Origin of the sequence: Salmonella sp. SJTUF15591 (assembly GCF_043356435.1) — a bacterium.
Classification (GTDB): domain Bacteria; phylum Pseudomonadota; class Gammaproteobacteria; order Enterobacterales; family Enterobacteriaceae; genus Salmonella; species Salmonella enterica.
In genome coordinates this window covers 40,564-53,460 of sequence record NZ_JBEUJO010000002.1, presented here as the reverse complement: position 1 = coordinate 53,460, position 12,897 = coordinate 40,564, and the positions used below count along the sequence as shown (strand labels likewise).

Sequence of the window (12,897 nt, the reverse complement as noted above, 5' to 3'; positions counted from 1 at the left end):
TAAAAAATTGCGTGAGAAAATATTGCTCCTGGAGGAACAGAGACCATTCGACAGCGCATAGATAGTTTCGCCGCTGCTCGTGCCACTACGGCCAGGACGCTTAAAGCAGCTGACAGAAAAGAATTGATCATTAAAGCTTCGCAAAGAAGGTCTGCTGATTTTTTGCAAATCTATGGATACCGTAGCCCAACATCCTGGTGTCTCACGGGCAACTGCTTATCTTTATGCTCGACAGTCTGACTGCGAGCTTTGCCCCAGCCAGGCAGGACTCTCAGTGAGTGTTCTATTTTCTTTGACTCTCGTATTCCAATTCTTTCGGGAGTTATTGGTGAGACTTTTGGCGTTTTGCCCTGTCACCCATTGCGTCATTTGACGTCAATGCCCGTGAGGCTCTCAGCAATCCTCACCAGGCGGCAATAGATGTAAAAAAGCCCGCAGAGCTTGTGCTGTGCGGGCTTAGTGAACTTCATTGAACGTCAAGTGCTGGCGGAATCTGAATACTATTTTCAACCTAATTTTTTTATTGTTGATTTGCCAATTCAGCTTTCATTTGTATACCTAAGCGTATACCAATGGCGATTTGTTGCAATGTTTTCTGTGGTTAAGCGAAATTGTTTTTGAATAGATCACATAAGAAAAAACTTTTTTACGGAAAACTGTTCACACTGGTCACTCGCCATTATTTCTCTTTAATTTCAATTTGATACATGATGAACAGTCCGTGAGCAGTGAACACTTTACTGTTCACTTTTGCATTCTCGCAGGAAGAATTGTCTTTTACCCAAAATGGATGTATACCAGTAATTTCCACTACTTACAGTGAGTTAGGCATGAAACTACAATCCTCATGTCCAGTGTGTTTGAAAGAATTCATTACAAATCAGATGATTGGTGCTAGTGAAAGCACTCTCCCTATGATTACGAACTTGTCATCAGTTGGATTCAGGGAGGATGGCAGATATGAAATGACGTGCCTCAAAGGGCATTCCTCTATCACGTTTTTACAACAACAAAAATTCGAAATTCTTTTCGATATTGGCGCATATGCAATCATCGATGGTTACTATCGAGAGGCAGTTTCATCATTTACTTCTTCATTGGAAAGATTCTATGAGTTCTTCATAAAAGTAGTATGCATTTCGAAAGGTATCAGTGAATCGAAAGTAGTTGAAGCATGGAAAGAAGTTTCAAATCAATCAGAAAGACAACTAGGTGCATTCATATTCCTACATCTATTGAAATTAGATTGTAAACCCACTTTGCTCAATAATAATAAAATAAAATTTCGTAATGGGGTCATTCATAAAGGAATGATTCCGAGTGAGGAGCAGGCTTTAGAATATGGACAAGCTGTTCTTGACGTGATTCGCCCACTGCTTAAAATACTTAAAGAAAACTATAGCGAAGCTATATCAACGGCCGTTTTTCAATATTTAAATAGTATCAGAAACCCGTCTGATGATGGTGTACCAGTTTCCACTATGTGTCTTACGACAATTTTAAGTCTTTCTTATGCCGAACCGGCCCATGAGACTCAAAGTTTGAGCGAGGCAATTTCACAACTGAAGAATTGGAAATCGATAGTAGAAAACACAGTTTTCTCCGAGTGAAATTGATTCAATAGATCGCGATTGGTAGACTGCAGGGGGTATGTTTAGGCATTGGTTCTGTGATGAAATCGAGGCCAGGTAATGAAAAAACTTTTTTTACGGAAAACTGTTCACACGCCATTATTTATCTTTAATTTCAATCTGATATATGGTTAACGGTCCGTGAGCAGTGAACGCTTTACTGTTCACCTTCCGGGATTTCAGATAAAAAAAGACCGGCTGATGCCGGTCCGGGTAGGTTATGTTGCGGCGGTTTCGTCGCACCGGGGCAGCCAGTCGTCGTTACTTTCCTCCCTGAGCGCAAGATTCGTCTGCATCCCCTGTTTTGTTCACCGCCTGGCGTAATTCAGCCCGTATTCTTTCAGCATGGCTGGCAACCCCTTACCGAACATAGTCAGGCTCAGGGTATTCCTGTAGCCGTGGGCTTCCATATACGCCAGATAGGCATGATACAAATACAGACGCGGCTGACGCGGAATGATGTTGGCATTGCCAATATACATACCGTCAGGCTCCGGCAGTGCCTCCAGATAGCCACAAAAATCAAATGCCTGGTCGGCGTCGCGCTTGATGCTGAGCGCCTCGTCGGAGTTCTGCTGTGACTGGAGCAGGGGGGGGCGGTCATCGGGTCGCTGAACTTCTGCATTAGCTGGCGCACAATCACGGCCAGCTCGCGGGCGATTTTGTTCTTGAGCTGCGGGTCGCGTTCCTTCGGGGCAATCTGTTCCGGGAAATGCAGGATCACCCGGCGACGGGAAACACCGCCGCTGCGGTCGGAAAAGCGCATCGGGTTATTGTTCACGGCCAGAATCACCGCCGGAATATGGGTGGAGTACGCATCCTTGTATTTCGGGTCGACCGATACAGCATCACCGCCGGTGATGGCCTTGAGTCCTGCCCCGTCACCGCTCCACTTTTCCTGCTCAGGCAGACGAATCAGCGAGAAGCCAATCAGCGCGGCGCGTTCGCGCGGTGATTCCAGCGTTTCGATGGGGGCCGATGCGGCATTATCTTCCCCGGCAAGCATGGTCGCAATTTCGGCCAGAATACTTTTTTCGCTCCCGCCCGGCCCGGTCACCTCAAGAAAGAGCTGCCCATTCTGCCGCACGGCGGCCCACGTTCGTACCAGCCGCTATATGTCTGACAGCGTCAAAGAGAGTTACCTGCAGTGCCAGAATGTGCCCTGCTCGGCGACATTCAAAACGCATGAGTCCATCTTTGAAGTGATACTTACAATACGTTCGCCGGTCGTCAATGAGAAACCCGCGCCGGTGCCGACAGCCCCCGTGGCACCCCGTCGGGTAAAAGGCTGCTACAGCTCGCCGTTCCGCCATTAATCAGGAGAGACAATCCGTGACCACCCTGACCTTACAGCAGACCTATGAAGCCTGTCAGACGAACAAAACCGCGTGGCTGAACCGTAAAACCGAACTGGCCGCCGCAATGCAGGAATATCAGGAATTATTGCCGGATGACAACGCATCAGGCTCCCGCAGATTACAGTCGCTGCGTGACCTGATTGACGTAAAAAAATGGGAGGTGAATCAGGCCGCCGGTCGCTACATCTTCTCGCATGAGGAAGTGCAGCGCATCAGCATCCGTAACCGGCTGCATGATTTTATGCAGCAGAACGGCGCAGAGCTGACCGCCGCACTGGCACCGGAGCTGATGGGGATTAAAAACCAGCCCGCGATGATAAAAAATCGCGCGATTGACCGTTCAGTCTCTTACCTGAGAGAAGCTCTTTCCGTCTGGCTGGCCGCAGGAAATGAAATTAATCATTCTGCACAGGATAACGACATTTTAACGGCCATCGGATACAGGCCTGACGCGCCTTCGCAGGATGATAATCGTGAAAAATTCACCCCTGCACAGAACATGATTTACACCCGTCGACGCGCCGGACTGGCCGCGCAGTAGCCTGTCAAAAAATCCCCGTAAATCCCGTCATTTTTCCCGAATTAAGCCATGCATCCAAAGGGTGCATGGCTTTGCATACGTTTTCCCGCCTCTGTACTCACTGCCAGCGCCAGTCGCGGTGCGGCCTGAGGCCACCTTTGCACCTGCATTAAAAGCGGTCCCTTAAGCGGGCAGGCGTGGCGGGGAGAGCATTGCGCGCTGTGGTGAGATAACTGGTTAAGATTTATGGCTAATCTGCTTAGGCTCGTCACTTTTCCCAATTCATAGTGAGACTGCTCACAAATGATTTTTTTGGAAGCAAAATCAGACTAGCTTAGATAATGTAACTGATTGATTTTTTTGAAGCATCAAGATTATTATATTTTACATTTAGAACCTCATCTTTTATTGGGTGATTAATATGTTTGAAGATTTAATAAAAACGGTAAAGGCACAACTGTACGATAGGTTAACCAGTCCGCTACTGGGATGTTTTTTGCTGTCATGGGTAATATGGAACTATAAGTTTATATTTACTCTGTTCTCTGATATGAAGATAGAAGATAAATTCAAGTTTATAGACGGTTCTATATATTCAGGTGATTACTCCCATCTTATATACGGACTATTACTCCCTTTTGTTACGACTTTATTCTTTATCTTCATTTATCCATACCCTGCGAAATTTGCATACGCATTTTTCCGGAAAAGGCAGGTGGAGCTTAAAGAAATACAACAAAAAATAGATGATGAAACCCCTTTGACTCGCGATGAGGCAAGAAAGATTCGTTCTGACGCTGTCAAAATGAGTATTGAATTTGAACAAGAGATAGAAAAACTTCGTGAAGAAAACTTATCATTGCGTAATATAATTAAAAAAATCAATGACAATCAAGATGTAGATTCTACAAATATGTCTGAGAAGCAAGTATCAACGAGAGTTAATAGAGAGGAGAAAATCACACCCGATGATGAACAAAGCTATAACTATGAACCATTTTTTGATAAGAACTCCAGTGTACAAGGAAATTCTCGGTTATTAATAACGGGCCCTGAACATATCAAAGCATCGGTAGAAAATCATATAAATAGCGACAAGAAATTTAATGGTCACACTTTTATGGTTAACATTGATGGTAAGTATGTTTCTATCAACCTAATTTCCAAAAATGGAAGGGTTAAACCATTTAAGTATGATTATCGTATCCCGGAAAATGGCAAGATAGGTTATGAATCGATGCGTATAATTAATTCTTTTGACGAGGATTTTATTCGCTATTTAAATAATAAAAACCCCGAGCAACTAGAGAATGAATAGATACTAAACAACAAACTAAAGGGCAAGAAAAATCGAACTTATCGTAAAAAAAAGCCGCTATTTAAGCGGCTATAAAGAGTGACAAGGATAGAAATGATTACGGAGCCTTTACCCCTAAATCAAACTCCTCTCCATTTCGAACTTTCTCAAGGAGTTCACGAAGATAGTTAGAATATCTATGAGATTGTATCTCATCACCGTTCATTATTGCATAGTGGTATTTGTTATCGAATGTCTTAATGTCGACGCCAGTAATGTTTTTTACTATTTCTAATAGCTTGTTAGCATCATGCCAACCTTTGAAGCCAAGCGACTGCCCTAGCGTGGTTAGAGTGAAAGGATAACTGGCATTAAATGCCATACCATCTGACGATGTGGCTATGCCATATAATTTAGCTAGTTCACCTTCAGATTCGCTAATGCTTGATAAAACTCGATAATCAACCTGAACAGGATTGCGCGGTATATCAGTTCTGACGAGGTCGTAAGTGCGAGCTAAAAGTGCCCGTAATAATTTAGGGTTTATGTTATCAAGTGCTCTATTCGCGCCAAACGCCGAAAATACCCAAGAGAAATCATTTGCTACTATGCTTTTTATTCTAATGCTTTTATTTGCAGATACTTGAATTAGCCGTTCACGGCGTGGGTATTCATTTTCATTTTGTTTGTCTGTCCATTCTAAAATGTATATATTTGGAATGACGTCTCCATTTTCTGAAAGTAGTTCATCAATATCAGATAGTATGTTCTTTATGTTCGAATCTTCTGCGCTGTAACCTATAAATAGAAGAGGGTGCTCAGCAAAGAATGTAAGAAGTTTTGCGCTTAAATATTTCTTTTTCTTTATGAAATCATCGTAGTCATCACGATTTATTATTATGCTTTTAGGATTGGAGCAGCAGCCGTGTATTTTTAGTATCTCACCAATGCTACCATGATTAGCATATAGGATTTTTTGACCTATAATAGGGGTGAATTCAGGATAAATCGACTCGAGCAGTTTGTCATAGTTTGTTGTTATGATTGAATGAGGGTGGATCTTTCTTAAAAGATCGATCTCGTTATTGTTTACAATTTCCTTTTCTTGGAGCAATGAATTGAAAACACTCGATATCTTATATTTAAAATAAATACTTGGTTCATTCCCCGCTTCAAATAACTCGGCTGGAAAATTCTTTTCCCCCTCTCCCCATGCCCACTCATTATAAGAATCAGAAAATACACTTCCAATATCAATTAGTTCAGGATATCTCTGTTTATAATAAGCGAATCTTTTATCAATATTAGGGCATTCATCTGCAAGTTGCTGGAGAAGTTCTTCCCAATTTGGACCAGAAAGATATCTCTTGGTTAACCCTGAACCAACGAAAAGTATGGGTTGGCATCCCATCCCTTCAAGGCATGTTTTTATATCATCACTAACGTCTTCAATATACTGGTAGTAGTTATTTGGCATTTAAGACTCCTTTGCTGTGAAATATTTTAAATCACTTGCATGAGGTGGAGGCGATTGTGCGCAAATTTACCCCACCAATTCATCAAGTCTATACGTTGTTCGAGATAAGTTGAACGATTGTATGCTCTACGAACTTCATTTTTATCGCTGTGAGCAAGTGCCGCCTCAATTGCGTCTGAATTAAAACCCGCCCCATTGAGAGATGTACTTGCTATAGATCGTAATCCATGAGCAACCAGTTTCCCACCATAACCAATGCGTTTGAGTGCGGCATTAGCTGTTTGGCTATTCATTGGCAGCTTAGGGTCATTTCTGCTAGGAAAAACATGTTCTCGATGGGCACTGATTGGCTTCATCACTTCTAAAATTTCTAATGCTTGAGGAGACAAAGGTACGATGTGCTCTCGTTTAGCCTTCATCCGTTCGGCTGGAATTGTCCAGAGCTTGGCATCGAGATCGATCTCTGACCACCGAGCGCAGGAGGACTCAGAAGGGCGCACAAGGGTCAGGAGCTGCCATTCAATGAGACAGCGAGTCGGAACAAATAGATTTGACATGACTAGCGAACGCATCAGCTTAGGCAATTCTTCTGGTCGCAACGTCGGCATGTTTTGCTTTTTAGGTTTCTCAAAGGCCATCCCAATACCTGATGCTGGATTGGCATCAATCAGACCTGTGTTTACGGCGTAAATCATTATCTCATTAATACGCTGCACCAGACGACGTACCGTCTCTAGCGCCCCACGTGCTTTGATAGGCTCTAGGGCTTCAACAAGCATTCGGGCTTTGATTTGCTGAACTGGGATCTCACCGATGGCAGGGAATACATCTTTTTCTAGTGAACGCCAAATGTCTTTCGCGTAATCAGGGGTAACGCTTTTGCTTTTAAGCTGGAACCAGTTAGCGGCGACGGTTGAAAAAATACTGTCCAGTGCGATTTGCTGCTGTTCCTCTGCAATTTCAGCTTGAATTTGCGGGTCGATTCCGTTGGCTAATAAGGCAAGGTAATCCGCTCTTAGTCCGCGAGCATCAGCAAGCGAAAGGGCGGGGAAAGCACCTAGCCCCATCATTGTCCGCTGTTTTGTCGCCGGACGTTGATAACGGAAGCGCCAGAGCTTTTTCCCGCTGGTTTTCACTATCAGGAAAAGGCCATCGCCATCATGCAGCGTTAGATCCTTCTCTAACGCTTTAGCGCGCAGAACTTCGGTGTTGGTCAGGGAGCGCGTTGTCCGTGCCACTGTGGCCGCTCCTTCATGAATTGGTATACGCGTTTAGGTATACATCCTATCGTATACCTAAACGTATACCAATAATCATCGGATTTAGCCGGATGCCCTCGGACAACGACAGACACAAAAAAGCCCGCAGGGCTTGTGCCGTGCGGGCTTTCTGTACTTCACCGGACGTATCCGGATCATCATTTGGTGGAGCTGGCGGGAGTTGAACCCGCGTCCGAAATTCCTACATCCTCGGTACTACATGCTTAGTCAGTCTTTACATTCGCCTGGCACCTGCGGACGGACACGCCACTACCAGACTAGCCTGATTAGTTTTAACGCTTCAACCCCAGGCAGGGCATCCACGCGATCTCTTTTGGGTTTGACCTCTCTTGATCCCCGTCCTAAGAGCGGAGGCTAGGGAGAGAGGGCTCTAAGCAGGTTATTAAGCTGCTAAAGCGTAGTTTTCGTCGTTTGCGACTATTTTTTTGCGGCTTTTTACGAGGCCAACCGCCCCTCGGCATGCACCTTGGGTTTCGCAAATCCCGTCGAATCCAGAATCAGCCCCAATGTGTAAGGTAAGTATAACAGACTTGTGACATGCGTGACCAGCCCCCGTATCTTCTTATCTTCAACGATTTACCGCTCGCGCAGCGCTTCTTTCGCGCGATTAAACGGTTTGATTAAATAGTCGACAATGGTTTTTTCACCGGTTTTGATATCCACCGTGGCGATCATGCCTGGAACAATCGAAAAACGGCGTCCTGATTTATTTTGTAGATAGTCCTGGTGGGTGCGGATAAACACGCGATAGTAGAAAATTTCCGGTTTCACTTTATCCTGAATGGTATCCGGTGAAATGGTCTCCACCACGCCGTCAAGCCCGCCGTAAATGGCGTAATCGTAAGCAGTAATTTTAACCAATGCGCGTTGGCCGGGATGAATAAAGGCGATATCACGCGGCGAAAGGCGGGTTTCAATCAGCAGACGATCGTCTACCGGCACTATCTCCATCATCTCGCCGTTAGGCGGGATCACGCCGCCAATCGTCGTGACCTGGATATTTTTAACAATGCCGCGTACCGGCGAACGCACGGTGAGGCGGGTGACGGAATCCTCGCGTCCTTTTAAAATGGCGGAGAGCATATCGACCTCAGCGTTCGCTTTCGATAACGCTTCGCGTGCCTGCACATAATATTGTGAGCGCAGATCGGTAATTTTTAAGCCTAAATCGCTTTTTTGTCGTTGCAGGCGTAGCACTTCAACATGACTGGCCGCGCCGCTTTTCTCCAGCCGCTGGGTAATGGTCAGCTCTTTATTAACCGACGCCAGCGCATCCCGTAGCTCGGCTTCGGTATCGGCCAGCTGCGCGCGGCGGCTTTTATAGAGACGCGTCTCTGCGGCAATCAGATCCGGCCAGCCGTTCAGCTCAGCGGGGAAGGCGAGAGGTAAGTCGCTGACTTCCGCAGTTAACCGTGCGCTGGAGGCGAGTGAAGCGCGATATTTTGCCGCACTTTCACCCACATTGGACGCCAGACGCGTCGGATCAAGCCGGGCGACAATCTGGTTAGCCTGAACTCTGTCGCCTTCCCGCACCGTCAACTGCGCCAGAATGCCGCCATCCAGCGACTGCAGAACCTGTTCGCGTGAACTGGGGATCACTTTCCCGTTGCCGGTGGAAACCTCATCCAGCCGGCCAAACCACGCCCAGATGCCGAGAATGAGAAATAACAGTGAGCAGATCAGAACAATACGACCCGCGCCGGAGAACGCCCGTTCACGCTGAATATCGAAATCGTCCATCGCGGCATCATGCTGATTGGTTTTCATTTTTCCACTCCCGACGGTGACTTTGCATCCGATCCGCGTTAAGCGCCTGCGCTTTTGGCGCATCCATCACCAGTTGTCCTTCTTTCAGGACAATGACACGCTCAACCAGCTCCAGTATTGGTACCCGGTGCGTCGCGACGACCAGGGTACGATTGCCAAGCCACTGATGTAACCGCTGAATAAACTCTCGTTCCGTATGCTCGTCCAGCGAGGCGCTGGGTTCGTCAAGTAGCACAATATTGGGGGAGCGCAGCAGCATTCTCGCCAGCAACAGGGACTGACGCTGCCCGCCGGACAGGCCGTTACCACCCTCCATAATGGGATGATCCAACCCTTTTGCCAGCCGCCTGACGAAGACGGCGCCGCCGCTGACTTCGAGCGCGTCAAAAATCTGTTCATCGTTGGCGTGCGGCGCGCCGAGCGTCAGGTTCTCTCGTAGGGTACCGAAGAAAAGCCGCGCATTCTGGCTAAGAAAGCCGATGTTGCGGCGTAAATCCGCCATATCGATGTGCGACAAGCTGAGATTATCAAGCCGGGCATCTCCCTGAATCATCTCCAGGCCGCCCGCCATCGCCTGTAAAAGTGTGGATTTACCCGCACCGTTACGCCCCAGTATCGCAATCCGCTCGCCTGGCATGATCTCCAGACGCACGAGGCGCAGCGGTATGCGTTGATCGTCGTTATGGTAACGAAACTGAGCGTTTTCAAAGAGGTAATGCCCGTGGAGGATGTCGCGGTGTATCAGGCTATCGTCATGCTGTGTCTCGGTGGGCAGTTGCATAATGTTGTCGAGACCCATCTTCGCCGCTTTCACCTGCTGCCAGCGCGCCAGCACGCCGCACAGGTTAGCCATTGGCGCGATCATCCGCGAGCCGAGCATCGACGCGGCGACCACGGCGCCGGTAGTCATACTGCCTTCAATAACCATCGGCGCGCCGAACATAATCACTGCGGCATACACCAGACTTTGTACTGACATCCCCCAACTGATAAGCCCTTGCGTGAGTTTGCGGGTGCGTAGACCCGACTCGCCGGTAATACGGATATAGCTATTCCACTGCTGAAGAAAGCGGTTCTCCGCCTGCATCAGTTTAATATCTTCCAGCCCCTGAACGCTTTCGACCAAGACTGCATTGCGTAGCGTCGCTTCGTGGGCGGCCTGGTTGGCGAGGACAGCCAGTTTTTTTTGCAGTGCGACGCCCGGCAGGATCATCAGCAGAGCCGCCACGGGCGCTATCCATGCCAGCGGTGGGGCAATAATCGCCAGGACTATCATAAACAGGAAAAAGAAAGGCAGATCGACAATGGTCGCCAGCGTTGAAGAGGTAATCATCTCGCGGATCTGCTCCAGTTCGCGTAACTGCGAGATAAAACTGCCGGTGGAACGGGGGATAGCGCTGTTGCGCAGCCTTAACGCATGACCGAATACCCGATCGGAAATGCGCATATCGGCGCGTTTACCGAGCACGTCCATAATGTGCGTACGCGCTTCACGCAGCAGAAAACCGAACAGCACCGCTACCAGCACGCCGAAGGAGAGAACGTACAGGGTAGGATATGACTGAGCGGGGATCACCCGATCGTAAACCTGCATAGAGAACACAATCCCGGCCAGCGACAGCACGTTAATCAGAAAGGCGGCGACCATTACCGGTAAATAAGGGCGAATATCCTGCAGAACCAGCTCGCGCATCCAGTCAGGTTTAAAGCGGGAGATATAGCGGTCGACGCGGCTATCCTTGAGCGCCGATAGCGGGCGTAGCGCGGCAACATAGAGGATCTCCGGCAATAACTCGCTGAGCGTCAGGCGGTTACGCTGACCCTCTTCTTCAATCACAAAAACGTCTACCGCATCTTCGCCATTAACATGTTCGATGACCAATAACTGCCCGTCCCGGAGCTCGACAACCAACGGCAATCGCCACTGACTAAATGCCGTTTTGTCTATGTCCGGCGCATGAAAGGATAAACCCGCCTGCCGCGCGAGCTGCGTTAAGGCGGTCGTTCTGCTTTTACCCCTAAACCACGGGGCGTTGGCCTGAATTGAACCGGGAGAACAGGCAACGCGATAATGACCGGCGACATGGCTGATGGCCTGCGCCCATTGGCTTAGCGCGCGCTCACTGAGTACCTTTTCTACATCGGGGGCGGCGCGGGTCATGGCTGGATCTCCACGGATTGAATGCTGCGATGATTTAACGCGAACGCCTGACGAAGCGCGCCGGTGTTATACAGACAGTTCAGTTGCAACTGATGCAACTGGCTTTCCGTTTGCAGTTCGGCAAAACGCGCCTGGTAAACTTCCTGCTCCGCATTAAGTACGTCGAGCAGCGGTCGGGAACCGAGGTCAAGGTATTGCTGCTGATACAGTTCGCGCGTACGTTCGCTAAGCTGTTGTTGCCGACGAAGGATTTGTAACGCGCTGGCAAGACTCATTGCCTGGCTGCGCGCCTCCATCAGTTTCTGGCGGACATCAAGCCGGGTGCGTTGAATGGTCGACTGAGCCGCGTCTACCGCATGGCTGGCGGCGTTGCGTCGGGCAGTCAGCCCTCCGCCCTGGTAAAGCGGCATCTCAACTTTCACCCAGGTGGAATACTGGGTTTTATCCAGCACTTCATGACTGGGATATTTATCATTAAGATAATGTTGTACAGAAGGTTCGAGCGAAATCGTCGGCGTCATTTGCGCGCTGGCATAGTCCAGATTCGCCCGCGCAACGTTGGCCTGCGCCCAGGCGGCCAGTACCGCGGGCACCAGTCGATCGTCGGGAGTCGCCGTCTCACAGCTGCGAGCGAGTTTCGCCGGGAAGTCATTATTGATGCCGTTAAGCGAATTCCAGCCCAGCCAGCTCATCAGTGAGGCTTTCGCACTATCGAGATTGGCCTGATACTGCGCCAGTTGCGAGCGGGCGGATTCGATTCTGGCTTCGGTTTGCACCACGTCAGAGAGCGACGTAGCGCCTTCATCGCTGCGCTGCCGGATAAGTTTACCGATGCTGTCCAGCGCGACGAGCTGTTCTTCCGCCGCTTCTACCATTTGCTGCCAGCTCTGCGTTTGTACAATGGCGTTGGCGGTTTCGTGCGCGACGGTATCAATACTGAGCAACACATTGGCCTGTTGCTGCGCTGCGCCTGCGGTTTCGGCGCGAACCTGGCTTGCCACTTTGCCGAAGTCATAAAGCATTTGCGATACCGACAGCACTAGCGAGGGGCTATACCCGTGATCGGTGTAGGTATTGCTGTACCCATTGTTCACGCCAGCGCTGACTTGCGGATAATATTTCGATTTGGCGACCTCTATTTGTTCATTCTGTGCGAGCAGTTTGCCGATGGCTTCGCGAATAGAAGGATGCCAGTTAACGGCGCGATTGACCGCGTCATTGAGCGTCAGGTTGCCCGGCGCGGCGGCGCTGAGCGGCAACTCAGCGGCGGAGCCATCCAGCGAAGGAAGCATCTGGTCCGTTGCTAATCCTTCGGATGTGATAATTGGCAGCGCTTCTGCGCCCCGGGGCTGGTGATGAAACAAAGCAAATGCCAGTACGATGGCGACAGGCGCGACTCTTCCCAT

The 12,897-nt window shown here is 48.7% G+C and carries 9 protein-coding genes, 1 other RNA gene and 2 pseudogenes; 5 read left to right on the top strand and 7 right to left on the bottom strand.

Annotation, left to right across the window (positions count from 1 at the left end; all coding sequences use genetic code 11):
- Nucleotides 1-15: 15 nt before the first annotated feature.
- Together ABVM99_RS04425 and ABVM99_RS04420 are read left to right on the top strand one after the other, a co-directional pair.
- Nucleotides 16-238 (top strand): annotated as a pseudogene (locus ABVM99_RS04425) (helix-turn-helix domain-containing protein); the annotation flags it as partial.
- A 592-nt stretch (nt 239-830) separates the two neighbouring features.
- Nucleotides 831-1,610 carry a hypothetical protein gene (locus tag ABVM99_RS04420; protein WP_052938340.1) on the top strand — a complete coding sequence of 260 codons (780 nt, stop codon included), beginning with the start codon at nt 831-833 and terminating at the stop codon, nt 1,608-1,610.
- Between the two features lie 239 nt (nt 1,611-1,849).
- Here the strand turns inward: ABVM99_RS04420 and ABVM99_RS04415 are convergent.
- Nucleotides 1,850-2,721, bottom strand: a pseudogene (locus tag ABVM99_RS04415) (primase-like DNA-binding domain-containing protein); the annotation flags it as partial.
- Here ABVM99_RS04415 and ABVM99_RS04410 point away from each other — a divergent pair.
- The 3 genes from ABVM99_RS04410 (at nt 2,636) to ABVM99_RS04400 (ending at nt 4,827) form a co-directional block, all read left to right on the top strand.
- Nucleotides 2,636-2,947, top strand: a complete 312-nt coding sequence (locus ABVM99_RS04410; RefSeq protein WP_023194782.1) for an ogr/Delta-like zinc finger family protein — start codon at nt 2,636-2,638, stop codon at nt 2,945-2,947. The pseudogene ABVM99_RS04415 and the gene ABVM99_RS04410 overlap by 86 nt on opposite strands.
- 16 nt (nt 2,948-2,963) lie before the next feature.
- Nucleotides 2,964-3,530, top strand: coding sequence for a phage polarity suppression protein (locus tag ABVM99_RS04405; protein ID WP_023194783.1), 567 nt, complete (start codon nt 2,964-2,966; stop codon nt 3,528-3,530).
- 400 nt (nt 3,531-3,930) lie between these two features.
- The gene (locus tag ABVM99_RS04400; protein ID WP_023194784.1) at nt 3,931-4,827 is read left to right on the top strand and encodes a hypothetical protein; all 897 of its coding nucleotides are present in this window, start codon (nt 3,931-3,933) and stop codon (nt 4,825-4,827) included.
- Between the two features lie 97 nt (nt 4,828-4,924).
- Here ABVM99_RS04400 and ABVM99_RS04395 read toward each other — a convergent pair whose 3' ends face one another.
- The 6 genes from ABVM99_RS04395 to ABVM99_RS04370 all read right to left on the bottom strand — a co-directional run bounded on the left by ABVM99_RS04395 (nt 4,925) and on the right by ABVM99_RS04370 (nt 12,897).
- Nucleotides 4,925-6,283: an SIR2 family protein gene (locus ABVM99_RS04395; RefSeq protein ID WP_023194785.1), complete on the bottom strand. Its 1,359-nt coding sequence runs from the start codon at nt 6,281-6,283 to the stop codon at nt 4,925-4,927.
- A gap of 26 nt (nt 6,284-6,309) precedes the next feature.
- Nucleotides 6,310-7,521, bottom strand: a complete 1,212-nt coding sequence (locus tag ABVM99_RS04390) for an integrase domain-containing protein (protein ID WP_023194786.1) — start codon at nt 7,519-7,521, stop codon at nt 6,310-6,312.
- 184 nt (nt 7,522-7,705) lie between these two features.
- Nucleotides 7,706-8,068, bottom strand: a transfer-messenger RNA (tmRNA) gene (ssrA, locus tag ABVM99_RS04385).
- A 71-nt stretch (nt 8,069-8,139) separates the two neighbouring features.
- Nucleotides 8,140-9,303 (bottom strand): HlyD family type I secretion periplasmic adaptor subunit, encoded by a 1,164-nt coding sequence (locus ABVM99_RS04380; protein WP_072101449.1) that lies wholly within the window; start codon nt 9,301-9,303, stop codon nt 8,140-8,142.
- 7 nt (nt 9,304-9,310) lie between these two features.
- Nucleotides 9,311-11,491, bottom strand: coding sequence for a type I secretion system permease/ATPase (locus tag ABVM99_RS04375; protein WP_023194787.1), 2,181 nt, complete (start codon nt 11,489-11,491; stop codon nt 9,311-9,313).
- Nucleotides 11,488-12,897 carry a TolC family outer membrane protein gene (locus tag ABVM99_RS04370; RefSeq protein ID WP_000533846.1) on the bottom strand — a complete coding sequence of 470 codons (1,410 nt, stop codon included), beginning with the start codon at nt 12,895-12,897 and terminating at the stop codon, nt 11,488-11,490. Before ABVM99_RS04370 ends, ABVM99_RS04375 begins: the two co-directional genes overlap by 4 nt.

Excerpts from the sequence above, each read along its gene's own strand:
- ABVM99_RS04420 (WP_052938340.1), top strand. The coding sequence starts at position 831 with ATGAAACTACAATCCTCATGTCCAGTGTGTTTGAAAGAATTCATTACA.
- ABVM99_RS04410 (WP_023194782.1), top strand. The coding sequence starts at position 2,636 with ATGGTCGCAATTTCGGCCAGAATACTTTTTTCGCTCCCGCCCGGCCCG.
- ABVM99_RS04400 (WP_023194784.1), top strand. The coding sequence starts at position 3,931 with ATGTTTGAAGATTTAATAAAAACGGTAAAGGCACAACTGTACGATAGG.
- ABVM99_RS04395 (WP_023194785.1), bottom strand. The coding sequence starts at position 6,283 with ATGCCAAATAACTACTACCAGTATATTGAAGACGTTAGTGATGATATA.
- ABVM99_RS04380 (WP_072101449.1), bottom strand. The coding sequence starts at position 9,303 with ATGGACGATTTCGATATTCAGCGTGAACGGGCGTTCTCCGGCGCGGGT.
- ABVM99_RS04375 (WP_023194787.1), bottom strand. The coding sequence starts at position 11,491 with ATGACCCGCGCCGCCCCCGATGTAGAAAAGGTACTCAGTGAGCGCGCG.
- ABVM99_RS04370 (WP_000533846.1), bottom strand. The coding sequence starts at position 12,897 with ATGGGAAGAGTCGCGCCTGTCGCCATCGTACTGGCATTTGCTTTGTTT.